A 24,891-nucleotide genomic window follows, 5' to 3' on the forward strand; every position below is an offset into this window, starting at 1 on the left:
GGCTCCTGCAAAGCGAGCCCTTCGCGGAACGCATCGTTCACCCGCCGCCTCTACTCCGTCGCACCCGAACGCGTCATCTTGTGGGGCAACTTCAGGAGGCAGCCATGACCACCCAACGTCACATCGTCCGCCGCGTCACCGGCATGGATACCGCCGACGGTGCCGGCGTCAAGCTGAAGCGCGTGATCGGCCAGCCGGCGCTGGACATGCTCGACCCGTTCCTGCTGCTGGACGAATTTCGTTCCGATCAGGCGGGCGATTACATCGAAGGTTTCCCCGAGCACCCGCATCGCGGCTTCGAGACCGTGACCTACATGCTCGCCGGCCGCATGCGCCACGGCGACAACCACGGCAACACCGGTGACCTCGGTCCCGGCAGCGTGCAGTGGATGACCGCGGGACGCGGCATCCTGCATTCGGAGATGCCGCAGCAGGAAGAAGGCCTGATGTGGGGCTTCCAGCTATGGGTCAACCTGCCCGCCGCGGACAAGATGATCGAACCGCGCTATCAGGACATTCCGCCGGGAGACATTCCGGTGGTGCACCCGTCCGAGGGTGTCACGGTGCGTGTCGTGGCGGGCGAGCTGGCCGGTGCGAAAGGTCCCGTCGCGGGTATCGCCACGCAGCCGGTGTATCTGGATGTCTCGCTGGCGCCCGGTGCCCGGCTCGATCTCGCACTGCCCGAGGAGCACAGCGCGTTCGCCTACGTCTTCGAAGGCGAGTCGGCCGTCGTCGGTGGTGAAACGCTGTCGAGAAGCGAGCTCGGCGTGCTGTCGAAGGGATCGACGGTCGCGCTGTCCGCGACGGGGCACACGCGCCTCCTCGTCGTGGCGGGCCGTCCGCTGAAGGAGCCGGTGGCTCGCTACGGCCCGTTCGTGATGAATACGCCCGCGCAGATCCACGAGGCGATCGCGGATTTTCGAGCGGGCAAGTTCTGACGCCGTCGCAAGCCCCCATCGCGCGCGAGCGCGCTCCCACCCGAAGGTCGTCGGTTTTCCGTAACGGGTGGGCGTGCGCTCGGCGACGGTTGTCAGCGTCGCCTCGCGACGCGTAACCTGACCGGCATGTCCCGACAAAAACACGCGTTTCTCTTCGATCTCGACGGCACGCTCGTCGATAGCGTCTACCAGCACGTGCTCGCGTGGAAGGAGTCGCTCGACATGGAGGGCATCGACCTCTCCGTGTGGCGCATCCATCGCAAGATCGGCATGAGCGGTGGCTTGTTCACCGACATCCTGCTGCGCGAGACCAGGACCGAAATCACGCCGGAGCGCATCGACCGCCTGCGCCGCAACCACGCCGCCGCCTACGGCCGGCTGGCGCAGGCTGGCGCCGTGAAGCCGCTGCCCGGCGCCGTCGAGCTGCTCAAATGGCTGACCGACGCGAACATCCCATGGGCCATCGCGACCTCCGGCCGCATGGAGACCGCGTCGCACAACATCGCCGCCCTTGGCGTCGACCCGAACAAGGTTCCCGTGGTCACCCGCGATCAGGTGCGGCATGCCAAGCCGGATCCGGATCTCTTCGTCACCGCCGCGGAGAGGCTGGGTACCGATATCCGCGACGCCATGGTCATCGGCGACGCCATCTGGGACATGCTGGCCGCGCAGCGGGCCCGTGCGCTCGGCATCGGCCTGCTTTCGGGCGGCTATGGCGAGAACGAACTGGAGCGCGCCGGTGCGTACCGGGTCTTCGAGGATCCCGCCGACCTGCTGGCTCATATCGACGAAGTCGCGGCGCGAAGCTGAACGGAACAGCGGAAGTTCCCTTGCGCGTTTAGGCTCGGGACGGGGTGGGCCCCGTAGGATCGCGCCATACGCATTCGCAAGGATTTCATTGGCCATGCGCCTACTGCTCACGATCGTCCCCCTCGCGACCGCCTTCATCATCGCCGCCTGCACGCACTCGGAGCCCACCGCCCCGCCCGCCGATGCGCCGGTCGCCGCCTCGACGGCCGCCTCGCCCGCTCCCGGCAAGACCGCACCCGCCAATCCGGCGCTCGGCTCGCCCGAGTGGCTGGCGTGGGTGGACAAGACCCTCGCGGTGAGCGACGACGGCCACGGCCCCCGTCCGGGCACCGCTGAGTGGAACGCGGCCGTGAACCGCAAGCTGGGCCAGGAAGCGCCTCAGTCGGCGCCAGGCTCGGCGGAATGGCAGCAGGCGGTGGACGCGCTGCTGCGGACGCGCGTCGCGACGCACTGACGCCCCGCTCCGCAGGTATCGCCAGCAGGCTGGCTCCCACCAGAGCCCGCCCCGCAGCTTATGTGTGGGAGCGGCCTCGGCCGCGATGGGTGCTCGCGGGAAGCCCGGTCGCCAGCAGGCTGGCTCCCACCACCGGGTGGCTGCTACAGGGGCGCCTTGACCATCTTCTTTCCGACCGGCACCTTCACCTCGCCCTTCGGCAGGGATAGCACCAGGCCGCCCGGGGGGGTGACCGGCTGCGTGATCGTCAGCTCAGCCTGGCCGTTTCGCGCTTTCAGCGTGTAACCGAACCGGCCGTACGGCGTACGAAGGTCCCTTACCGAGATGCCGTCGCCTTCCAGCCATGCGGGCTGCACGCCGGCGGCCAGCACCAATGCGCCATCGGCGGCGCGGTCGTAGGCGAACAGGTCCAGCGCGGAGCGCACGTAGTCCGATGCGATCCAGGCATGGGGCATGTCGCCGACGAAGCGGGGCTCGCGGGGATCGCGTCCGACGACTTCCGCCCACTGGTTCCACGCGGCCGGCCGGCGGTCAGCGAAGAAGAACGCGATCAACGGATCGAGGCGGTCACGCCAGCCGAGGCGGACGAAGCTGGCGATCGTGCGCAGCTCGTAAGGGGTGTAATCCTTCCACGCCGTCTTGCCGTCGCGACGCGCGATGAAGCCCTGCCAGTATTTCTCGAACGTGGCATCGACCAGCGCCTTCGGAAGGCGCGACTGCTCGTCGCCCGGAGAGAGGGCGATCGTGGTCGACGTCGCATCGAAGTCGCCGAGCTCGGCCGATCCGGGGATGAAGTCGATGCCCTTCGCTTTCACCGCAGCGTCGATGGACGCGTGCACATCGTGGCGGAACGTGTCGCGCGATACCGCGAACGCCTTCGCGTCGACGTCGTTCCCCAGCGCCGTCGCCAGATCGACCGCGTCGTCGTATCCCTTGAGCGCCCAGAAGTCGTCCCAGTACGAATGCATCGGCTTCGCCGAATAGCCCTCATGGCTGATCGACGCGGGCATCAGGCCGTAGAGCGCGCGATCGGGTCCCTCGCGCCGTGACGGCTGACTCTCGCTGGCGCGCAGCGTATCCATGTACGCGATGGCCTTGCGCACGTGCGGATACAGCGCAGTGAGCGTCGTCCGGTCGTGCGTGTATCGCCAGAGCTCGGCCACGCTGAAGATCAGCTCGCCGTGGCTGTCGTTTTCCGGTACCGGATCGGACCCTCGCGCGTCGACGCAGCACGGTACCTTGCCGTGCGAGAACTGATGCGGTGCGTACCAGCGGATGAATTCGCGTGCCACATCGTCGTGCCCCGTGCGCAGCAGGCCCTCCAGCATCATCGCGCCGTCGCGGACCCACGTTCGCGAATACGAGCGCGTACCCGGCTGCAGGGCCGGTCCGTCGCGCGACATCAGAATTTGCGCGACGCCGCTCTTCATCGTATCGACGATGGGTTGCGCCACCGACGGCACCGTCACCGTCACGCGATCGAGCTTTCCGCGCCACAGCGCGGCGACGGCGTCGGCGCGACTCGCGAGCCAGCGCCCGGCATCCGCCGGCATCGCCACGTCGTCCTTGTCGTTCACCGGCACCACGAGGCCCAGGTCGACGTGACCGTGCGCCGGGACGTGCAGGTCGTAGAGCAACGCGCCCTGGGCGAAGCCCGTCGTATCCCGCAGCGCGGTCGCCACTGGCCGCTCGCCGGCCTCGAGTCGCTCGCTCAGGGTCTTCGGCTCGTTCGTGCTGGCGACGAACGACGTCGTGGGCTGCAAGGGGACCACCCGGCGCGTACCGTTGACCGTGAGCACGCGCCCGTTCCACGACAGATCGTCGATGCGGCTCGTGCCACCCGGTGCGTTGAGGAACTGCGTGGGCGGATTGACCTGGAACGGACGCGTCGCCAGCGCGAGGGTGACGTCGCGCGCGGCATCGCCATCGTTGGCGACCCGATACGACACCACCAGCTGCGACGCGCCCGCGTCGCCCTGTGCGAACGCCGTGGTCACGAGCGATAGTGCGCCGGACTGCCAGCGTACCGACGGCATCGGCAGATAGCGATCGCGCAACGACTGGGTCGACGTCACATCGGCCCAGGTCAGCAGCTTGCCCTGCGAGATCAGGAAAGGCTCGATCGAGAAACCACCGCGCGCCACTTCCACCGCGCCGTCTTCCGAGATCAGCGCGGAATCGCGGCTGCCGCCGTCGACGCCGACGATCGTCCAGTACGATTGCTCGCCGGAGAAACCGCGCGGGTACAGGCCACGACGCACCTGCTTCGCGCGAGCTTCGAAGATCGCGTTCGGCGTGGGCGCCGGCGCGGGCACGGCTTCCGGCTTCGCCGCGTCGAGGTGCAGGTTGTCGAAACATACCTCCCCCTTGTTCGGTTGCGACGCGCCGGCCCCGGCTTCCTTGTAGATCACGAACTCGACCTCGCGCGTGTGCCGTAGCGTGCGATCCTTCGACGGCCCCCAGGCGAACTCCACCTGCCGGCTGCTGGCGTCGATCGTCTGCCACGCCTCGGTCGGCGCGAACGACGGCTTCTGGAACCACCACACGTTGTCGCCGGTGTCGTCGATGAACTTGAGCTGCAGCGTGTTCGCCGGCATGTGGCCGCGCACGTCGAAGCGCAGCGCGAATCCCCGCGGGAAATCGATCGGCAGCGTCTTGCGTATCGACGCCGCCCCCGATACGCCGTTGAAGTCGTAAGCGAGACAGACCGCCTGGCCCTGCCTGCCGGGCACGCTCCGCAGGCTCGCGGATACGTCGTCGGTATGCGTCGCGGTCCAGCCCGTGGCGGTATCGAACGTGTCGAGATCGCCGGCCACCGCGCTGCCGCTGAAGAAAGCGAGAACCAGCACCGCCCGTACGACGTTCATTGCCATGCTTAGCCCTTCACGCTGCCGAGCAGCAGTCCTTCGAGGTAGTAGCGCTGCAGCGCGAGGAACAATACGAGCACGGGGAGGATCGTGACCACGGAGCCCGCCATCATCAGCTCGCTGTCCTGCACGTGCTCGCGCGACAACGAGGCCAGTGCGATGGGGAGCGTGTAATGCTCCTGCCCGGTCAGCGCGATCAGCGGCCACATGAAGTCGTTCCACGCGGCGAGGAAAGTGAAGATCGCGAGCGTCACCATGATCGGCTTCAGCAACGGCATCACGATGGTGGCGAAGATGCGGAACTCGCCCGCGCCGTCGATGCGCGCCGCCTCCATCAGGTCGTCGGGGATGCCGCTGGCATACTGCCGCACCAGGAAGATGCCGAAGATGGTCGCCAGCGCCGGCACGATCACCGCGCCATACGTGTTCACCAGCCCCATGTATTTCAGCAGAAGGAACAGCGGCAGCATCGCGACCTGCGCGGGAATCACCAGCGCACCGAGCAGCACCTGGAATAACCGCTGGCGCCCCTTGAACTCGAGCTTCGCGAACGCGTAGCCGGCCATCAGGTTGAAGGCGAGCGACACCAGCGTGATGCACGTCGAGATCAGCAGGCTGTTGAAGAGGTAGCGGCCCATGCCCGCGTTCATGAACAGCTGGCGGTAATTGTCCAGCGTGGCGTTCTTCGGAAGCACGGGTGGCGGCAATGCGCTCGCCTGCCCCTGCGGCATGAACGACACCGACACCATGTACAGCAGCGGCGCGATCGCGATGACGGCGGCGCCGATCAGCAGGCCGTTGACGAGGGCTTTCGCAAGGCGCGGACTCATGCCGGTTCTCCCCGCTTCGACAGACGAAGCATCGCGGCGGTCACCACGAACATGATGACGAACAGGATGAAGGCCACGGCGGACGCCGAGCCGAGGTTCCACCACTTGAAGCCTTCTTCGTACATCAGATACAGCACCGAGGTCGTGCTCTGCAACGGTCCGCCTTCCGTCATCACGTACGGCTCGGCGAACAGCTGGAAATAGCCCGACACGGTCAGGATGCTGACCATCACCATCGTGGGCTTGAGCATCGGCAGCGTGATGTGGCGGAACTGCGCCATCGCGGATGCGCCGTCGATGCGCGCGGCCTCGTAGAGATCGCCCGGTATCGCCTGCAGGCCGGCCATGAAGATGATCATGTTGTAGCCGAAGTTCTTCCATATCGCGAACAGGATGATCGTCGGCATCGCCCAGTGTGGATCGCCGAGCCAGTCGACCGTCGGGATGCCGACCGAATCGAACACGTAGTTGACCAGGCCGTACTTGGTATTGAATAGGTAACGCCAGATCACCGCAACCGCGACCACCGTGGTCACCACCGGAGCGAACAGCGCGGTCCGGAAGAACGGCTTGAACCGGGCAAGCGGCGAGTTCAGCAGCATCGCCGCGCCGAGCGAGGCCATCAGCGACAACGGCACGCCCACGACGACGAAATACAGCGTGTGGCCCAGCGCCGACCAGAACAGCGGCCGCTGCAACAGCGCCCAGTAATTCTGCAGGGCCACGAACCGCAGGTTGCGGATGTCCGCGAGCGCATAGAGATCGTAGTCGGTGACGGACAGGACCAGCGCCGCTACCACCGGCAGCAGGAAGAACAGCCCGAGAACGATCAGCGCGGGCGTGATGAAGAGCCAGGCGGCGCGGGAGGTGGTCATGGCGATGCCTTGTGGCCGTGGTCGAGCATCCAGCGCCGCTTCTCGAGCAGGCGATTGGCGCGACGGTCGATTTCATCCGCGGCCTGGTCGATCGTGAGATCGCCGTGTGCCGCCTGCGCAGCCACCAGCTGCATCTCGGTGACGATGCGTTCCCACTCGGCGACCGGTGGCGTCGGCTTCACGCGTTCGAGCTGGTCGCGGAACGCCGCGGCCTTGTCGTCGTTCTTCAGCGCGGGCACGTCCCATGACGAGCGGCGTGGCGGCATGTCGCCGAGGATCTGGTAGAAGCGCTCCTGGATCGCGGGCCGCGACAGGAACTCGATCAGCGCCCACGCATCGTCCTTGTGCTTCGACCGCCGGAAGATCACGAGGCTCGAGCCGCCGGCGTTCGACGCACCCGGGCCATCGGGGCCGGGCAGGGGCGTCGTGGCCCAGTCGCCCTGCTGTTCCGGCGGCAACCGCTTGCGGAATTCGCCGATGTTCCAGGGTCCGGAAAGATAGAAAGCGAAGAAGCCCTGCCCGAACGCGGCCCAGGGATTGCCGATGCCGACGTTGGTCATCATCGGCGCCTGTTGGTCCTTGAACAGCGACACGTAGTACGCCAGCGCCTTCTTGAACCCGGGGCTGCGGAAGTTGCCGTAACGACCGTCGTCGCGGAGCAGCGGATCGTCCTGCTGCAACGCGAGCGCGAGCAACTGCTCGAACTCGTTGGTAGGCAACAGCACGCCATACGTCTTTCCCGGCGGCGTGGACAGCTTCGCCATCATGTCGCGCCACTCGGCCCAGTCGCGCGGCGGGTGGTCGTAGCCGATCTTCGCGAGCAGGTCCTTGCGATAGAAAAGCAGACGCGTGTCCACATACCAGGGCACGCCGTACAGCTTGCCGTCGATCACGTTGGTCGACCAGATCGCGGGGAAGTAATCGGCGGGATCGACGACCTTCGAGCCGGCGACGCGCGCGTCGAGTAGCTCGAGCGCATCGAGCGCGACCATTTCCGGCACCCACGTATTGCCGAGCTGGGTGATGTCGGGCGTGGAATCGCCGGCATACGCGGTGAGCAGCTTCTGGTGCGCGGCCGTCAACGGCAACTGCTGCACCTCGACGTGCAGCCCGGGATGCTCGCGCTCGAACTCGGGCAGCAGCTTCGCCACCGCCTCGCCCTCGCGACCGATCGTCCAGAGCTGCAGCGTCCGGCTGCCCTCGTCGTGTTTCGCGCAGCCCGCTACGCCGGCACCGGCGAGAGCCAGCACCAGCCCGACGCGAAGCGTGCGAGCGAAACGCTTCACCACAGGTTGGCGGCCTCGTCGGCGTCGAGCCAGCCGCCGCTGAAGCCGGCGCGCTGCAGACCCTTGCGGATGTACGGATTCTTCTTCATCACGTTCCAGACGAACTCGCTGCGGTAGTTCTCGATCATCAGTACGATCGGGCCCTGGTCGATGCCCAGATGCACGGTATCGGCCCAGCCGAAGCCGGGCACCAGGCGGCCCGTACGCAGTTCGGTCTTGGTGTCGAAGGTCAGGTTGAACGCATCGACGAAGCCGTACTTCGTATAGATGTATTGACCGTACTTCTTCTTCATTTCTTCCAGCGCGGGAATCACGATTTCCGGCGCGAAGGCGATGGAGCCGCCCGCCGCGGTCGGAACGATGGTGCCGTCGTCCGAAACGTAGTCGAGACCGGCGCCACGGGCGGTGTAACCCTGGTAAGTCCGCTCTTTGTCGCCCTGCTTGATGATCAGGCCTCCGGGGCCGTTGCTGGCCGTCAGGCCCCACACGTTCTTGCCATAGCCCTTCCAGCCGCCCGGATTCGCCACGGCATAGGCCTGCTGCGAATAGGTGGCACGACGGCTGTTCTCGAAATAGTCGAGATCGTGCGACTTGCTCCACGCGTCGCGGATGCCGCGAAAATCGATGAACGTGTGGCTGTACTGGTGCCCGAACAGCGGCGCGAAGTTCAGGAACGTCTGCCCGTGGAACTCGCCCCAGGTCCTGTCGTACGTCTTCGTCCAGGCCTGCCAGGCATCGTCGCCCACCGGATGCGTCGGCGAGCCGAGCGCCAGGATGTAGACGAGCATGCCTTCGTTGTAGCCCTGCCAGTCGTGCGGGATCTGCTTGCCGCCCGGCGTCCACCCCATGTTGATGAGCGGCGCACGGGTCTGTGCCCACGTCCACTCCACGCGGCGGTAGATCTGGTCGGCGATGTCGCGGATTTCCTTTTCCTTCGCCGTGTCGCGGTCGTAGTAGCTCTGCGCGAACAGGATGCCGCCCAGCAGCAGCGTGGTGTCGACGGTGGAAACCTCCACCCAACGATCGTGCCGGGCGCCGGTTTCCATGTTGAGGAAGTGGTAGAAGAAGCCCTTGTAGCCCGTGGCGCCGTCTTCCGCGTCGCTCTGCGGCGCGTCGCGGAAGAAGCGGAGCGTGGCGAGCGTGCGGTCGATCGCCTGGTCGCGCGTGATGTAGCCGCGCTCCACGCCCACGCCATACGCCGTGAGCCCGAAGCCCACCGATGCGATCGACGCGAACGACTGCGTCGGGTAGTGGTCGGGCACCAGGCCGTTGACCGGATTGGCGCTGTCCCAGAACCACTGGAACGTTCGCTTCTCGAGGTCGGCGATCATCGGCGGCACCGCATGCACGTCGCGCATCGCGGAGGCCGCGGCGTGCCTGGGCTTCGCCGTTTCGATCTGCGCCATGGCCATCGGCGCGGCAGTGGCGAGCATCACGCCAAGGGCGAGCGAGAGGCGTTTCAGGGTTTCGGCTTGCATCGGATGGATCCTGTTGCGTAAACGTTTACGTGACGGTAGCAAATAAAAGCCTCGAGGGGCTCTTCTCTCCAAGAAAAAAGAAACGCCCGCGGGGAGATACGCGGGCGCGCAAAAGGACGCATCCGGTTGCCCGGATGCGCCAGGGTGGATTAGAACTTCAGACCCACAGTGAAGCGGGCGGTGCGCGGCAGATAGGTGATGTTGCCCTTCTTGTTCACTGCCACCGGGCGGCTGTTGAGGATGCCGTCCGAACCCCAGTTCACGAGGTAATCCGAGTCCGCGTAGTTCTTCCAGTTGAAGACGTTCAGCAGGTCGAAGCGCGCGTAGATCTTCACGTCGTCGCTGATCACGAAGTCTTTGGTCAGCTGCATGTCGACGTCGCGGTAGCCCCAGATGTCGCCACCGACGAGGAACTTCGCACCGCTCGGCGTGGCGGCCATCGGCATGCAGTTCGATCCGTTCGGCTCGATCTGGCCGTAGCAGGCGGCCGCGTTCTTCGGCAGCGGCGTGGCGAGGGTGAGCTTGATCGAGCCGGAGATGCCCCACGGCAGATCGACCGCACCGGTACCGACGAAGCGATGCTTGGCCACGGCGTTCGACGTGATAAACGGGTAGTCGCCGATCGTCGGCTCATCGAACGAGTAGTGCTCGTTGATGTCGCGATTCTGCTTCGAGTGCGAGAACGTGTACGACAGGCTCGTGCTCCAGCCGGACTCGCGGGTATAGGGCTTCTGCGCCGACAGCAGGACCTGGGTCGTGCGGGTCTGGATGCCGTTGTCGCCGAGGATCAAGCCGCCCACGTTCGGGATCGGATAATCCCAAGGCTGCGAGCCGTTCTGGAAGAACGCGCCGTTGGGGTAGCGGTTGCCGAGCGTGAATGCGAAGCCGTCCTTGCTGAGCACACGCGTCACCGTGGCGTCGGTCAGCCATTCGCCGATCGTATTCGACATGCCCAGGCTGAACTGGTCGCTGTACGGCGCCTTAAGCTTGTTGTTGAGCATGTCGACTTCCTGACCGGCATTGCCGCCGACGAGGTAGTTTTGCAGCACGTTCTGGCCGTTGAGGAACTCCGGATTCCAGGGCACGCAGGTGGCGGACGTCGTGTCGCATGGATGCGTCGGGATGTTGAAGCGGAGCGTCGTCTGCGGCAGCGCCTGCTTGGTGACTTCGGTCTGCAAGTAGTCGTACAGGTTACGGTCGTATGCACGACCCGCGCCGCCGTGGATCACGTGCGCTTCGTCCGCGAACAGGTCGTACGAGAAGCCGAGACGCGGCTGCCACTGACCCTTGAACGAATGACGGTTGTGACCGTCGCTGACGTAGTCGTTGAGATTGACGCCACCGGCGGCGAGCGCGTCGCCGTAGGTGGATCCCGGTGCCGCACCGGCGTACGGATTCGGCGAATTGATCGCATCGAGCACGCGCTGCGACGTCACGAAGTTGTTGTACGACGGATTGACTTCGTAGTCCCAGCGAACGCCGAGGTTCAGCGTCAGGTGGTCGTTAACCGACCAGTCGTCCTGCGCGAAGATGCCGTACTGGCGCGCCGTCGTTTCGGCGACGCCGCTCGTGCCGGGAAGAGCCGACGCGTAGAACACCTGCCACGGCTGCGACGAGACGCCCGTCGGGTTCACGTCGTAGAAGAACTGCGGGCTCTGCGCGGCAGCATCGGCCGCCTTCAGTTCGATCGACTTGAACTTGTAGCCAAACTTCACGACGTGGTCGCCATGCCATTCGAGATCGTTGAAAGTGAATTGATCCGAGATGCTCGGACCTTCCTGGCTCTTGGTCTGCGTCGCGCGCGGATCGGCCGAACCCGTCGTGATGATCGTCGGGTTGTTCGTGTCCGGCTGCCAGCTGTAGGTGTAGCCATTGCCGGGCTGGAGCGGGAACGCGTTGATGTATGCGTTCTCGAACGTGAGGATCAGTTCGTTGTACCAGCTGTCGCCGCTATGCGCCCACTTGAAGGTGCCGCGCGTGTCGTGGTTCTCGTTGTTGACGCCGGCCGACGGCGCGGTGCCGGTGCCGATGCCGGAGATCTGCGTTTCGCGACGCACCTGCGTGCTGATCTCGATGCGATCGCGGTCGGTGAGTTCCCAGTCGATCTTGCCGAAGTACAGCTTCTCATCGAAGTTGAGGTTCGCGGAACCGAGTTCCGACTGCACGTTGGCGGGCAGGAGCGGCGTGACGTCGCCGGCGAAGTTGATGCTGTTCGGGACGACGGAGATCGGCGTGTCGAACTTCTTCTGCTCGAAGGCGATGAAGAAGTGCATCTTGTCCTTGATGATCGGGCCGCCCAGGGCGAAGCCGTATTCCTTGGACTCCGAGTCGACCTTGCGGCCGGTGCTCTCTTCGATCGGCGTGCGGTTGCGGAACGCGTCGTTGGTGTACGTGCCGAACACTTCGCCGTGGAATTCGTTCGTGCCCGACTTTGTCTCGGCCGTGATCGCCGCCGACGAGACCTGGTCGTACTCGGCCTTGTAGTTCGACGTGATGACCTTGTACTCGCCGATGGCGAGCTGCGGGAACGGATTGCCCTGGCTGTTGTTCTGGCCGGAGACGCCGCCTTCCTTCACGTAGCTCTTCTGGCTGACACCGTCAATGTAGACGTTCGTCGAGCTGTTGTTCTGCGCACCGCCGCGAAGCGACGTGTTTCCCTTCGCATCGACAGAGAAGACCATGCCCGGCACGGTGTCGGCGAACTCGAGGAAGTTACGCGAAGCTTGGGGAATCGTCGCGATCTGGTGGAGCGAGATCGTCTGGCCGACTTCCGGCGTCTTCACTTCTTCGAGCGTGGTGGCCGCGACCGAGACGCCTTCCATCTGCGTCGCGTTGGCCGCATTGGCGGAAGGGCCCTGCGTGGCCGGCGCGGCGAGATTCAGCGTGCCGGTCGACGCGACCGTCAGCGTCACGTTCTGCTCGGTCCCCGGACCGGCATCGACGCGGTACGTCGCGGGCGGCAGGCCGTTGATGATATACGAGCCGTCCTGGCCGGCCGTGGCGTGACGCGTGAGACCCGTCTGCGAATTGAACACCGTGACGTTAGCGCCCGGCGTCGCCTTGCCGCGAAGCGTCGCGTTGGCGGACTGGGCCATGACCATGGTCGGCATGGCGACGGCGGCGACGGCCGTCGCGATGACGCTGACGAGCAATTTCTTCTTGAACTGCATCGAGGCTTTCATTGTTCCCCTCTCCCAAGTGTTCTTCTGTGTTGTGTGATCCGATCCAGCGAACGAAACGTACGGTGGTCGACCTTCTTGTCGTTCTCGCGGTGGCTCGATGCCACTCTTGTCGAAGCGTGCTGCCCCGTATGTCTCGTCCCTCCGCGTTCGCGGATGGGATATGTCGAGCGAAGTCCTTCGAAAAGCGCCGTCCTGGGATTCCAGTCCGCGGCCCGGCAAGCCGCGTGTCCGACGGGTATCAGGCCCGTCGTCGTACCGTGTCGCTGCCCCCGCAGGAGGCGCGGACGACGAGTTCGGTGCCGACGACGGCGCGCGGTTCCGGCGGCGCGTCGTCGGCGGCTTCGATCATGCGCACCAGGCGTTCGAGTGCGGCTTCGCCGAGCTCGGCGATGCGCACGCGGACGGTGCTGAGCGGCGGCGTGACGTAGCGCGCCATGGGAATGTCGTCGAAGCCGACCACGGCGATGTCCGCCGGCGTACGCACCTGCGCTTCGGAAAGCGCGGAGAGGCAGCCGATGGCCATCATGTCGTTGGCGGCGAAGATCGCGTCGGGGCGCGGCACCATCGACAGCGCCTGCTTGCCCGCGTGGTAGCCGGACTCTTCGGTGAAGTCGCCGGCGATCACGGTGGCTCGATCGGCAAGGCCTGCCGCCGCCATCGCTTCGCGATACCCGCGGCAACGCTCCTGCACGTCGTGGTTCACTTCCGGGCCACCGATGAACGCGATGCGCTTGCGGCCGAGCGACAGCAGGTGCTCGGTCATCGCGTACGCGCCGCCGAAGTCGTCGACGTCGAGTGCCGCGTGGCGTTCGGAGCGCACGTGGCTGTTGATCAGCACCGTGGGCAGCACGACAGGCAGGTTTTCGTCGAGGAACGCCTCGTCGGCGTGCGGCGACATCACGAGCAGACCGTCCACGCGGCCCTGCATGGCCCGCAGCGCGATCGCCGCTTCGGTCGCATCGCCATGCGAACTGGATACCAGCAGATAGAGGCCGCGAGCGCGCGCCGCGAGGTCGATACCGCGGATCAGTTCCGAGAAGAATGCGCCGTGCAGGTCGGGAAGCAGTGCGCCGATGGTCTGCGTGCGGCGAGTGATGAGGCTGCGTGCGGCGTTGTGCGGCACGTAGCGCAGACGGGCGGCCACCTCGCGGATGCGCTTCTGCGTCTCGGCCGTTACCCCACTGTGCCCATTCAGCGCGCGCGACACGGAGGCCACCGATACGTTGGCCATCCTCGCGACGTCTTTGATCGTCACACTCACCAGTTCACGCCCTTGTATGCGACCCCTCCCGGGTCTCGTCGGCGCGGAACGTAAACGTTTTCATACGGGCTTGTAAAGCGTTCAAAAACATGGGCTTGCTGCGATGCCGCAGTATCTACCTCAGGTGTGCATACCACTTGATCCCATCGGGTGAAAATGGGTGTGGAGTCAGTGATTTGAGTGGTATGGCGCCGCGTGCTGCGGCGCAACGAACGACGTGCACATCGCCTTCACCCAGTTAAATAGCTGTCACGACTAGCACCACGTAACGGGCGTTACATGCGAGCACAAACCGCATTGCCCATAGCAGAACGGCCGCAGGAAATAATGAGAATCCTGGACGGCTTCTAAAAGTGCCGGTGGCGTCACGTCTTGCATCAGCGACGCTCGTCCTTGTCGACCTGACTGCTTATGGTCTCGCTCCCCTTCGCAGTTCGAAGGGTCACTGGATGAAGCGAGGCAGTTATGCAGAAGGACGTTATGCAGGAAACCCAAAAGCCAGCGTGGCACGAGACACTCGACGCGGCATTCACTCATGCGAGGCAGGCGACATTGAGGTCGCTGTTCCTGATAGCCGCACTACAGCCAGATCTGGCATGGGCAGAGGGGCACGTGGAAGTTGTCATCCGGGAGACGACGCGGCCGCCGGAAAACGACAAGGTGCGAATCGACGTCACGTTCCTCAACATGGGCGATCAACCGGTCTTTCTCCACAAGCCGTCAACGCCGTTCGGTCGAAACGACGATGCGCTCCCGGGCGATCAGTTCGTCGTCACCGATGCGACGGGTCGTCGCATGCCCTACGTCGGTTCGGGACCGGGCTACTGGGGCCCGACCCGACTCTCGCACTTCGTCAAGATCATGCCGGGACAATCGGCACACAAGGAGGTCGATCTCAGCGCGTCGTACATGCTCGACAGAAAGGGCGACTATAGAGTCCGGTTCGTCGCACGCCTGAGCCAGCAGCCCGACCCCGACCCCGACGTGAGCACGCCCGAGGAACGAGAGGCGTTCGTACCCGTCGCGCAACGAGACGTCACCAGCAACGAACTCCTGCTGCACGTGTCCGCGGAGCGGAGCGATCAGGAGACCGTCATGGATCGTCGCACGCAGTCCGCATCGGACGCGCTCTGACCGAGGTCAGGAGAACGGCCACCCGGCCTTCAGGCCTTCTGGAGTTCGCGCTGCCCAGTCGTCGCCGTAACAGGGCGTGAGGACCAGACGCTGCACGGATCGCCGTCGATGGCGCGGCGTCGCGTCGCGACGCCCAGCCACGCGAAACCGACGCCCATGGCGATGGCGACGACGTCGAGACCCAGCACCGCGTAACGGCCTTCGGCCAACGTGCGCATCAGGCGATCGGCATGGATCGTGGCATCGAGCACGCCGACCGCGACGCTGGCGACGGCGGTGGCGAAAAGGAGGTCGACCGCGGCCCTCGCCGGACGTCGCCAGACCGTCCAGAGGATCGCTGCGGCGAACGCCGTGAAGCACACCGGTTGCACCACCGCGGTCGGCTCGAGGCCGAAGAACGGTGCGAACAGATTGCCGAGGAAGGTCATCGAAATCGCGAAGCACGAGCCGATGCAGACACCGACGGTCGCCGTCGCCATCGCGCGCACCTTCATCGGCTGCTCGGCGCTGCGCCGTTTGCGTCGCGTCTCGATGTAGAGGAGGTTGCCCGAGTAGAAGAGGAACGCCCCGGCGAGGCCCAGCAGGAAATAGAGCCAGCGTAACGACAGGCCGCCGAACGTGCCGAAGTGCAGACCGAAGATCGCGGAGTACGTCGCATGATTCGCATCGCGCGTTCCCGTCAGCTGCACGTTGAGCACGCGGCCATCGATCGCGTCGAGCGCGACCGCACCGTATTCGCCGAGCGTCTTCGTCGACGTGCCGCGTACTTCCGCCGTCGCACCCTGCTGACCGTAGTGCACGTAACGCATGTAGTCGGGTTCGAACGTGCTGGCGCCGGCGGCGAGCGCCGCCTGTCGCGCGCGCGCGCCGAGTTCGGCAGGCGACAGCATCTGCGCCGTGCCGCCGTTGCCGTGCGTCTCCGGCAGTGCGCTGGTCATGCGCTCGAAGGCGGTCATCAGCTTGCCGTCGAACGCCACCGTGTTGAACGCCACGAGCATCACCAGCGTCAGGCAGAGCAATGCGCCGGTGATCGCGAAGACGATGTGGAAGGGCAGGCTGAGGATGCCAATGACGTTGTGCGCGTCCTGCCACAGGCGTTTGAGGTTGTGTCCGGGGCGCAGCGCGAACAGCTCGCGCACGAGGTTCGGCAGGTGGATCAGCAGGCCGGTCAGCAAGGCCAGGCCATAGATCACGCTGACGATGCCCATCAGGTAGATGCCGACCACGGGAATGCCGAGGTCGTAGTGCAGTTCGTAGACGAAGTCCGCGAGCCCGTGCTCGTGGTCTTCCGAATCGTGCGGCGCGCTGTCGTCGAGCGCCTGGGTCTTCCAGTCGCCGTTCTTTTCCATCCAGTACGCCGCGACTTCGTGGGACGGATGGTCGGCGGGATACACCACGCCGATCTGTTCGGCCGCCGCGGGATGCTTCGCGACGATGTCGGCGAGCATGAGGTGGGCGCGGTCCATCGTGTCGGCGCGTGCGACCTCGGCCTCGGGCAAGGCCCAGGTGTCGATCTCTTCGTGGAACATCGTCAGCGCGCCCGCGTAGAACGCGATGAACAGCGCGAAGCCGGCGAGCAGCCCCGTCCAGGTATGCACGGTGGTAAACGTGCGGATCGTCGCAGCTTTCATCGATCAGAGTCCGGGCAGCGTGTGCTTGGCGACGAAGAGCGCGCCGAAAGCGGCGACGTTGGCCACGGCGAGCCACGCCCACGCACGCATGCCGCTGCGAAATAGGAACGTCGCCGCCATGATGCCGATCCATAACGGGAAGAAGACCACCATCATCGGGATGACGACCGACTCGCTGGAATGCGGCCATACCCAGATCGCGACGGAGACGATCGCCATCGACAGCGGCAGACCGAGCAGGATGCCGGCGAAGGTACGGGCGAGCATCAGCGCGGCTTCCGGGCGGCGGCAGGGCGAAGCAGCCACGTGAGATACGGCAGCGCGACCGCGGCGAGCATGAGCGCGGTGAGCGCGGCGAAGATGCCGGGCAGGGAGGTTTCACCGCCGATCCAGGCGGCGAGCGCGCCGGCGCCGGTGGCCCACGCCGCGACCTTCGCCCGGCCCCCCAGCGGATGCGCACGCAGGCGCTGATTGGGCGAGCACAGGTACGCGAGGGACATGGCGACCACCGCCAGCAGGCAACCAAGAACGTTCATCGGGATGCTCGGATCGAATTGATAATCAGTATCATTCACTCGCGCCGCACCTGCAACGTGCGGCCCGTAGCCATCGCGCTGCGTCTGAACCGATGCCCGGAGATCGTCGCGGCCAAGGGCCGCCGGCTGAGATCTGCCCCAGTGGTCCGGTCAGAAACTGACCAATCCGGTGTGGCTGCTCAAGTTTTGACCAACCCGTCCGCTAACTGAACATGGGGGTTTGGTAAAACTAGCGTTAACCTGCGCCGTTAAATTAGAATTAACACCCCAACGATCATCGCGATGCGGCGTCTCGCTGCGCGGTGCGACAGGAAAAGCCGATAACTTATTGATGTAACTGCCATGTTGACCTCCGCCCTCATCGTCACGACCCTCGTTGCCTTCGCTCTCGCGGCGGTGTCGGTCCGACGCATTCCCGAGGGTCAGGTCTACAGCGTGCGTCGTCTCGGCCGCTCGCCCGCCCTGCTCGGCGCCGGCACGCATGTCGTGCTTCCGATGATCGACCGCGTCGCCCACAAGATCGACCTCGGCGGCCAGGTGCTTCGTTTCGACGGCGGCACCGTGTACTGGCAGGTGCTCGAGCCCGAAGTGGCCGACGAAGTCATCGACGAGGCTCCGGACCTCATCCGCACGAACGTGGTCGCCGCCCTGCGCGACGCCAGCACGGCCCACCAGGCCGATCGCCGCGCCGTCGGTACCCAGCTCAAGCACACCGTCAACGGCTCGCTCCGCGCCCGCGGCATGCTGGTGACCCGCGTCGAGCTCGACGCCGCCTGATCGCTTCCGCTGGCGCCATCGCGCCGGCGCTTCCATACTTTGCGACCCCCGCCCTCTCCAGGTGCCGCATGACCGCGCGCGACGTTCTGCAAGCCCAACTCGAACGCGGCATCGCCAGCCTCGACGTCTCGCTGCCCGCGGGCGCGGTCGAGCGCCTGCTCGACTACCGCGAACTCCTGGAGCGCTGGAACTCGGCGTATAACCTCACGGCCATCCGCAACGACGAAGAGCAGGTCGCCCGGCATCTGATCGACTCGCTAGCCATCCTGCCGTTCGTCCATGGGCGCAGCGTCGCCGATCTCGGCACGGGCCCCGGCCTTCCTGGCATTCCGCTGGCGATCGCCGAGCCGGCACGCGAAGTGCTCATGGTCGATTCGAACGGCAAGAAGGTCCGCTTCCTCCGCGAGGCCATCCGCTCGCTCAAGCTGGTCAACGGACGTGCGCTGCAGAGCCGGGTCGAGGATGTCGAAGGCACGTTCGAGTGCGTGACCGCACGCGCTTTCGCGACACTGGCCGACATGCTGAACTGGGGCGGGCACCTGCTCGCTCCCAACGGCACCTGGCTGGCGATGAAGGGCAAGCACCCGGCCGACGAACTCGACGGCGTCCCCGAGGGTTTCCGGGTGGAGGCCATCCACGTGCTCAGGGTCCCGGGCGTCGAAGGCGAGCGACATCTCGTCGTCATCCGCCGCGGGTCCGGCGCGCCGTAGGCCGCATCCGGCTTCGGGATGCTACGCTAACGCCCTTTCCGCGCACGGCAGCTACCGGTACCCCATGGCCCGCATCCTCGCAGTCGCCAACCAGAAGGGCGGCGTCGGCAAGACCACCACCTCCGTCAACCTCGCCGCGGCCCTCGCCGCCGCGAAGCGACGCGTGCTGCTCGTCGACTTCGATCCGCAGGGCAACGCCACGATGGCGTCGGGCGTGGACAAGTACAACACCAAGCCGAACGGCTGCGAGGTGCTGCTCGACGAGGCCTCGATCGCCGACGTGCTCGTGCGTACCGAGGCCGGCTACGACCTGCTGCCGGGCAACGGCGACCTGACCGCCGCCGAGCTGAAGCTCATGGACCAGATGGCCCGCGAGCAGCGCCTGAAGGAACAGCTCGCCCGCGTGTCGGATCGCTACGACACCATCCTGATCGACTGCCCGCCGTCGCTGCACCTGCTGACACTCAACGCGCTGACGGCCGCCGATGGCGTGCTGATTCCGGTGCAGTGCGAGTACTTCGCGCTCGAAGGCCTGTCGAGCCTGCTCGACACCATCGAAGCGGTGCGCCAGCGGCTCAACCCGAAGCTGGAAGTCGAAGGCCTGCTGCGTACCATGTACGACGTGCGCAACAACCTCGGCAACGAGGTGTCGGCGCAGCTCACCCAGCATTTCGGCGAGAAGGTGCTGCGCTCGATCATTCCGCGCAACGTCCGCCTCGCGGAAGCGCCGAGTCACGGGCAGCCCATCCATCTCTACGACCGCGGCTCGCGCGGCGCCATCGCCTATATCGGCCTCGCCGGCGAGATCATCCGCCGCGAGCGCGCGTCGACGGCGCAGGGCGCGGGCGACGCGACCGACATCGACGAAGCCGCGCCGACGGCCTCTTAAGGAATATCCATGGCAGCAGCGAAAAAACGCGGACTTGGCCGGGGCCTGGATGCCCTGCTCGGTGGCGGTGCGGGCCCGGATGCCGCGCCTTCCATCGTCGAGCAGGAAGGCGAGCTGCGCACGCTGCCGATCCATCACATCCAGGCGGGCAAGTACCAGCCGCGCCGCCACTGGAACGACGAAGCGCTCGACGAGCTGGCGGCGTCGATCAGGGCGCAGGGCCTGATCCAGCCCGTCGTCGTCCGCGCCATCGGCAAGAACAGCTACGAGCTCATCGCCGGCGAGCGCCGCTGGCGCGCTGCCCAGCGCGCCTCGATGAGCGAGATCCCGGCCCTGGTCAAGGACGTGCCCGAACAGTCCGTGCTCGCCATGGCGCTGATCGAGAACATCCAGCGCCAGGAGCTCACGCCGCTCGAAGAAGCCCAGGCGTTGCACCGCCTGATCGAGGAGTTCGACCTGACGCACCAGCAGGCCGCCGACGCGGTTGGCCGGTCGCGCGCCGCGGTATCCAACCTGCTTCGCCTGATGGACCTGCCGGCGTCGATCAAGCAGCTGCTCGACGAAAGCAAGCTGGAAATGGGCCACGCGCGCGCCCTGCTCACGCTGCCCGCCACCATCGCCGAACCGCTGGCGCTGGAAGCGGCGCGTAACGGCTGGACGGTGCGCGAACTCGAGGAAGCGGCCCGCAAGGCCCAGCTCGAACCGAAGGGCAAGGCGAAGGCGCCGGCCGCCGACCCGAACATCGTCAACCTCGAGCGCGAACTCGCCGAGCGCTTCGCCACGCGCGTGGAAGTGGCGCACGGCCGCGGCGGCAAGGGCAAGCTCGTCATCCACTATCACAGCCTCGACGAGCTGGATGGCATCCTTTCCAAGGTCCGCTGAGCGGAACCTGTAAGGAATCGAAGATGGCGCCGGTCGTTAAGGGTGTGAATCCCAAGCAGCGCCAGTACGAAGCCATGGTGCGCGCCCTGTCGGCCGACCTCTATCGGTACGCCTTCTGGTTGTCGCGCTCCGAGACCGTCGCCCAGGACCTGGTCCAGGAGACGTTCCTGCGTGCGTGGAAGAACCTCGACGCCCTCCGCGACGCCGAATCGGCCAAGCCGTGGCTGTTCACCATTCTGCGCCGCGAGAACGCCCGCCTCTACGAGCGCAAGCGATTCGATACCGTGGAGCTCGACGACTCCGTGGTCGAGGACACCGCCTTCGCCAGCCCCGAGCGCAGCGGCGACGCCGCGCAGGTGCGCGAGGCGATCCTGAAGCTGCCCGAGAAATACCGCGACCCGCTGGCCATGCAGGTGCTGGGTGGCATGACCGGCGACGAGATCGCCGAACGCACGGGCCAGCAGCCGGGCGCGGTGACGACCCAGCTGTTTCGCGCCCGACAACGACTGAAAGACCTTCTCGGCGGACGCGCCCTGGCCGAGGGGAGCCGGAAATGAACTGCCTCGACTTCCGCCGCCGTATCGGCGCCGAACCCCGCTCGCGGGACCCGGAGCTCATCGCCCATCGCGACACCTGCAAGGACGGATGCGCCGCGTTCTGGCAGCGCGCCCAGCGTTTCGAAGACGACCTCGAAGCCGCCATGGCCGTGCCCGTGCCCGACGGGCTGGCCGATCGCATCCTGCTGGCGCAGGCCACCGGCGAGCGTCGGGGCCAGGTGGTGCGGCGTCGGGTCTGGATGGCCATGGCCGCCTCCCTGCTGATCGCCTTCATGGGCGCCGGCATGTTCTGGCGCCACGCCGACCTGAATTCGTTGCCCGCCCTCGCCGTGGCGCACATGCCGGGCGAGCTCGACGCGCTGAATCTCACACGCCCGATGACGGACGCCCAGGTGGAGGCCGGCTTCCTCGGCCGCTCGGCGACGCTGAAAGGCCCGGCACCCGGCGGCGTCACCTACGTGCACGACTGCATGGTGGGCACGCATGCCGCCGTCCACCTCGTCACGCGCATGAACGACGAGCCCGTGGTGGCGCTCTACATGCCGGGCACCATGAGCGAGGCGACGATCGATTTCCATCGCGACGGCTGGGACGGCCGGCAGATCGCGCTCAGTGGCGGCACGCTCGTGGTGCTGGCGCAGGGTGCGAGCCGACAGACGATGGACGCCGTCGCACGCGGCTGGCGCGATGCGATCGAAGGCTCCGGAGCGCCCGTCGTCGGGCGGATCTGAACGGTCGTTGAGACCGCCGCCCCATCCGGCGGTCGATGGGCGATAATGCGGCCCCCGACCCAGCCGCACCCGGAACCGAGATGACCGAACTCGCCGTGGTCGTGCCCGTCTTCAACGAGCGCGACAACATCCCGCCCCTTCTCGCCGAGATCGCCTCGGCCCTGCGCGGCCGGATCGACTTCGAGATCATCTACGTCGACGACGACAGCACCGACGACAGCGTCGCCGTGCTCACCGCCGCCCGCGCGCAGTACCCGGAACTCCGCATCATCCGCCACGTCACGCGCAGCGGGCAGAGCACCGCGGTGTCCAACGGCGTCCGCGCGGCCCGCGCGCCGTGGATCGCCACGCTCGACGGCGACGGCCAGAACGACCCCGCCGACATCCCGAAGCTGCTGGCCGCCCGTGCCGGTGCCGCGCCCGAGCTGAAGCTCTTCGCCGGCTGGCGCGTCACGCGCCGCGACAGCTTCAACAAGCGCATCTCGTCGAAGATCGCCAACGCGGTCCGCTCTCGCATGCTTCAGGACGACACGCCGGACACGGGCTGCGGCCTCAAGCTGTTCGAGCGCGAGACCTTCCTGCGCCTTCCCTACTTCGACCACATGCACCGCTATCTGCCTGCCCTGGTGAAGCGCGCCGGCTTCGCGAGCCAGAGCGTGCCGGTCGGTCACCGTCCGCGCACGGCGGGCACCTCGAAGTACGGCATGCTCGACCGCCTCTGGGTCGGCCTGGCCGACCTGCGCGGCGTGGCGTGGCTCATGCGCCGGGCCAAGGTCACGCGCACCGAAGAGATCTGACAGCGGTATGTGTAGGAGCCGCTATAGCGGCTCCTACGGGAGCCGCGATGCTCAGCGCGACAGCACCCGCGGATGCCATGCATCCAGCATCGCCGCGGTACGCTCGCGCCCCAGCTCGATGAGCTCTCGCGCGCGGTAGAACTCGTACACCGCCGACACGTTGCGCGGAATCTCCACCAGAAGGTCCGGCGGATACGCCGCGAGGCGCAGGCGCGACAGGTTCGCCTGCATGAGGTCCATCGACTGCGTCATGAGGTCGAACGCGCCGGGATCGCGTGTCTTGGTTTCGCCCAGCGGCAACACCTTGCCGATCAGACGGCCCAGCTTCGCGACATAGCCGGCATCGGAGACGGCCGTGACGTCCTTCTCGGGAGCTTTCGGGAATTGCGCCGCGCCGTCCACGCTCACCGCGATCACGTAGTCGGCGTCTTCGCGCATCAACGGAAGCACCGGGAGCGGATTGAGCAGTGCGCCGTCGACGAGGCGGCGTCCTTCATGGGCGTACGGACGGAACAGCGTGGGGATCGCGATCGACGCGCGGATCGCGTCGAACAGCGGGCCCTTCGTCAGCCACACTTCGCGCTCGCGATCGATGTCGGTGGCCACCGCGGTATACGCGATGTCCAGTTCCTCGATGTTGACCTCGCCGATGAGTTCGCGCAGCGCGGCCATGATCCGGTCGCCCTTGATGAACCCGCCGCCCGAGAAACTCCAGTCGACCAGTCGCAGCACGTCGAAACGCGCGAGCGTCGATACCCAGTCGCGGTAGATGTCGAGCTTGCCCATGCCGTAGATGCCGCCGATCAGCGCACCCATCGACGTGCCCGCGATCGCGACGATCTCGAAGCCGCGCTCCTCGAGCACTTCGATCGCGCCGATGTGCGCCAGGCCCTTCGCCGCGCCGGCACCGAGCGCCAGGGCGACGCGCGGCTTGCGCGGTTCGCCGCTCGAGGCCGGCACCGCGCCGGGATCTGCGATGTCGAGGTCGCTCATGGACGGCCTTTCAGTGGTGGTTGCCGTTCGCCTGATAGCCGGACAACGCCAGCTGCAGCAGGATCTTCATTTCTTCGCGGAGCGGCAACGGCGAGACGATCTCGGCGTCGGGTCCGTACTTCAGCACGTCCATCAGCAGTTCGCGCGAATTGGAGTACGGCACCTTGAGTTCGTAGCGGCCGTCGGGCAGCCACTCGCCCTTCTGCTGCGAATGCCAGTGTTCGTCGGCGACCCAGCGCGCCGCATGCGACGAGAACCGGATCGTCGCCCAGGCCTTCGGCTTGCCGGCGAAGATGCCGTAGCTCGACGCGAGCAGATCGTTGAGCTCGGCGTCCTCGACGTCCTTCGCCTTCGCGTCCAGGGCCTGCGGATCGGCGATGCGATCGACGGCGAAACTACGCAGCGCCTCGCGGTCGTGATCCCACACGTCGAGGTACCAGTTGTCGCGATAGTGCGTGAGGCGCTGCGGCGACACCGTGCGCTTGGTGTCGGAATTGGTGGTGCGCGCCTTGTACCGGAACGTGACCTGGCGGCGCTCGAGCACGGCGCCCGCGACGATACGGAACACCTGCTGGTCCATCTTGCGCGCACCCCACGAGATCACGCGGATGCGGTCGACAGGCAGCGCCTTGCCGCTGCCGTGATCGGAGAGCAGCCGTTCGATGCGCGCCTTGAACGGTGCGAGCGCGCCGGCGAGCACGCCGGGATCGGATCGCCCGATCAGCTCGTTCAGTGCCATCAACGCGGCGAGCTCGTCGCTGGTCAGCCAGAGGCCGGGCAGCTCGAAACTGTCGCCTTCGCCGGCCTCGTAGCGGAACGACGCCTGGTCGCCGGCCACGCTCTGCACGGGCGCGCCCAGCGCGTCGCGCAGGAAAGCGACGTCGCGATAGAGCGTGGCTCGCGAGCATTCCAGCTCGTCCATCAGTCGCGAGAGGGGCACCGGGTAATGGGCCGACTTCAGCAGTCGGTGCAGTGTCAGAATGCGCTCGTAGCGGTCCATTGGGGTGTCGCCGGCAGATGGAGCTTCGGGAAGTGTGTCCGCGTGGGCGTGATGCCCATATGTACGCAACCCAAGCATGGCGTCGGCCGCAGCGGTCCGCAAGAGAGGCCGTGCTGGACGTCCTGTAGGGGCCGCCGGTTTGCGCCCGGGGCCAATAGGCGCAAAAATGCTGCTTTGCGATTCTCCCAAGGCCCTCCCCCGACCATGGCGGAACCGAACGAGGCTCGCTCCGCGGTGCTGGGCCCGATGGGTCGGCCGGACGCGGGGGAACCT

Annotated in this window: 23 protein-coding genes; 11 read left to right on the top strand and 12 right to left on the bottom strand. The window is 66.3% G+C overall.

Annotated elements, in window-relative coordinates:
- Positions 1-104: 104 nt before the first annotated feature.
- The 3 genes from BMX32_RS07535 to BMX32_RS07545 all read left to right on the top strand — a co-directional run bounded on the left by BMX32_RS07535 (position 105) and on the right by BMX32_RS07545 (position 2,202).
- Positions 105-938, top strand: coding sequence for a pirin family protein (locus tag BMX32_RS07535; protein WP_029213522.1), 834 nt, complete (start codon positions 105-107; stop codon positions 936-938).
- A gap of 126 nt (positions 939-1,064) precedes the next feature.
- Entirely contained in the window at positions 1,065-1,748 is a 684-nt protein-coding gene (locus BMX32_RS07540; RefSeq protein WP_089976353.1) for an HAD family hydrolase, read from the top strand.
- A 94-nt stretch (positions 1,749-1,842) separates the two neighbouring features.
- Entirely contained in the window at positions 1,843-2,202 is a 360-nt protein-coding gene (locus BMX32_RS07545) for a hypothetical protein (protein ID WP_049808647.1), read from the top strand.
- Between the two features lie 143 nt (positions 2,203-2,345).
- Here BMX32_RS07545 and BMX32_RS07550 read toward each other — a convergent pair whose 3' ends face one another.
- From BMX32_RS07550 to BMX32_RS07580, 7 genes are all read right to left on the bottom strand, one after another.
- On the bottom strand, positions 2,346-5,075 hold the full coding sequence (locus tag BMX32_RS07550) for a glycoside hydrolase family 15 protein (RefSeq protein ID WP_089976357.1): 2,730 nt from the start codon (positions 5,073-5,075) through the stop codon (positions 2,346-2,348).
- Between the two features lie 2 nt (positions 5,076-5,077).
- Positions 5,078-5,899, bottom strand: a complete 822-nt coding sequence (locus BMX32_RS07555) for a carbohydrate ABC transporter permease (RefSeq protein WP_089976361.1) — start codon at positions 5,897-5,899, stop codon at positions 5,078-5,080.
- Complete coding sequence (locus BMX32_RS07560) at positions 5,896-6,774, bottom strand: carbohydrate ABC transporter permease (RefSeq protein WP_089976365.1); 879 nt, start codon at positions 6,772-6,774, stop codon at positions 5,896-5,898. The genes BMX32_RS07555 and BMX32_RS07560 overlap by 4 nt, the downstream gene beginning before the upstream one ends.
- Positions 6,771-8,060 carry a sugar ABC transporter substrate-binding protein gene (locus tag BMX32_RS07565; RefSeq protein WP_089977123.1) on the bottom strand — a complete coding sequence of 430 codons (1,290 nt, stop codon included), beginning with the start codon at positions 8,058-8,060 and terminating at the stop codon, positions 6,771-6,773. The genes BMX32_RS07560 and BMX32_RS07565 overlap by 4 nt, the downstream gene beginning before the upstream one ends.
- Positions 8,057-9,538: a glucoamylase family protein gene (locus BMX32_RS07570; RefSeq protein ID WP_089976369.1), complete on the bottom strand. Its 1,482-nt coding sequence runs from the start codon at positions 9,536-9,538 to the stop codon at positions 8,057-8,059. Before BMX32_RS07570 ends, BMX32_RS07565 begins: the two co-directional genes overlap by 4 nt.
- A 149-nt stretch (positions 9,539-9,687) precedes the next feature.
- Entirely contained in the window at positions 9,688-12,720 is a 3,033-nt protein-coding gene (locus tag BMX32_RS07575; protein ID WP_089976373.1) for a TonB-dependent receptor, read from the bottom strand.
- Between the two features lie 238 nt (positions 12,721-12,958).
- The gene (locus tag BMX32_RS07580) at positions 12,959-13,984 is read right to left on the bottom strand and encodes a substrate-binding domain-containing protein (RefSeq protein ID WP_089976375.1); all 1,026 of its coding nucleotides are present in this window, start codon (positions 13,982-13,984) and stop codon (positions 12,959-12,961) included.
- A gap of 609 nt (positions 13,985-14,593) precedes the next feature.
- Here BMX32_RS07580 and BMX32_RS07585 point away from each other — a divergent pair.
- The gene (locus BMX32_RS07585) at positions 14,594-15,115 is read left to right on the top strand and encodes a hypothetical protein (protein WP_029213724.1); all 522 of its coding nucleotides are present in this window, start codon (positions 14,594-14,596) and stop codon (positions 15,113-15,115) included.
- A gap of 29 nt (positions 15,116-15,144) precedes the next feature.
- Here BMX32_RS07585 and BMX32_RS07590 read toward each other — a convergent pair whose 3' ends face one another.
- The 3 genes from BMX32_RS07590 to BMX32_RS07600 are packed head-to-tail and all read right to left on the bottom strand — an operon-like array spanning position 15,145 to position 17,282.
- Complete coding sequence (locus tag BMX32_RS07590) at positions 15,145-16,746, bottom strand: PepSY-associated TM helix domain-containing protein (protein WP_089976379.1); 1,602 nt, start codon at positions 16,744-16,746, stop codon at positions 15,145-15,147.
- Positions 16,747-16,749: 3 nt separating this feature from the next.
- A complete protein-coding gene (locus tag BMX32_RS07595) occupies positions 16,750-17,013 on the bottom strand; it encodes a hypothetical protein (RefSeq protein WP_029213725.1) in 264 nt (87 codons plus the stop codon).
- Positions 17,013-17,282 carry a hypothetical protein gene (locus tag BMX32_RS07600; RefSeq protein WP_089976383.1) on the bottom strand — a complete coding sequence of 90 codons (270 nt, stop codon included), beginning with the start codon at positions 17,280-17,282 and terminating at the stop codon, positions 17,013-17,015. The genes BMX32_RS07595 and BMX32_RS07600 overlap by 1 nt, the downstream gene beginning before the upstream one ends.
- 342 nt (positions 17,283-17,624) lie before the next feature.
- On the opposite strand from BMX32_RS07600, the gene BMX32_RS07605 reads away from it, so the two are divergent.
- The 7 genes from BMX32_RS07605 (at position 17,625) to BMX32_RS07635 (ending at position 22,625) form a co-directional block, all read left to right on the top strand.
- Entirely contained in the window at positions 17,625-18,059 is a 435-nt protein-coding gene (locus BMX32_RS07605; protein ID WP_089976386.1) for an SPFH domain-containing protein, read from the top strand.
- 68 nt (positions 18,060-18,127) lie between these two features.
- A complete protein-coding gene (rsmG, locus tag BMX32_RS07610; RefSeq protein WP_089976389.1) occupies positions 18,128-18,769 on the top strand; it encodes a 16S rRNA (guanine(527)-N(7))-methyltransferase RsmG in 642 nt (213 codons plus the stop codon).
- Positions 18,770-18,833: 64 nt separating this feature from the next.
- Positions 18,834-19,658, top strand: a complete 825-nt coding sequence (locus BMX32_RS07615) for a ParA family protein (protein WP_029213728.1) — start codon at positions 18,834-18,836, stop codon at positions 19,656-19,658.
- A gap of 9 nt (positions 19,659-19,667) precedes the next feature.
- A complete protein-coding gene (locus BMX32_RS07620) occupies positions 19,668-20,540 on the top strand; it encodes a ParB/RepB/Spo0J family partition protein (protein WP_029213729.1) in 873 nt (290 codons plus the stop codon).
- Positions 20,541-20,563: 23 nt separating this feature from the next.
- Positions 20,564-21,097, top strand: coding sequence for a sigma-70 family RNA polymerase sigma factor (locus tag BMX32_RS07625; protein ID WP_089976393.1), 534 nt, complete (start codon positions 20,564-20,566; stop codon positions 21,095-21,097).
- Positions 21,094-21,828, top strand: a complete 735-nt coding sequence (locus BMX32_RS07630) for a DUF3379 family protein (protein WP_089976396.1) — start codon at positions 21,094-21,096, stop codon at positions 21,826-21,828. The genes BMX32_RS07625 and BMX32_RS07630 overlap by 4 nt, the downstream gene beginning before the upstream one ends.
- An 80-nt stretch (positions 21,829-21,908) precedes the next feature.
- The gene (locus tag BMX32_RS07635; protein WP_089976399.1) at positions 21,909-22,625 is read left to right on the top strand and encodes a glycosyltransferase; all 717 of its coding nucleotides are present in this window, start codon (positions 21,909-21,911) and stop codon (positions 22,623-22,625) included.
- A gap of 51 nt (positions 22,626-22,676) precedes the next feature.
- On the opposite strand, the gene BMX32_RS07640 is transcribed toward BMX32_RS07635, so the two are convergent.
- Complete coding sequence (locus BMX32_RS07640; RefSeq protein ID WP_089976403.1) at positions 22,677-23,618, bottom strand: patatin-like phospholipase family protein; 942 nt, start codon at positions 23,616-23,618, stop codon at positions 22,677-22,679.
- A gap of 10 nt (positions 23,619-23,628) precedes the next feature.
- A complete protein-coding gene (locus BMX32_RS07645) occupies positions 23,629-24,618 on the bottom strand; it encodes a helix-turn-helix transcriptional regulator (RefSeq protein WP_029214057.1) in 990 nt (329 codons plus the stop codon).
- Between the last annotated feature and the right edge of the window lie 273 nt (positions 24,619-24,891).

Origin of the sequence: Luteibacter sp. UNCMF331Sha3.1 (genome assembly GCF_900109915.1) — a bacterium.
Lineage (GTDB): Bacteria > Pseudomonadota > Gammaproteobacteria > Xanthomonadales > Rhodanobacteraceae > Luteibacter.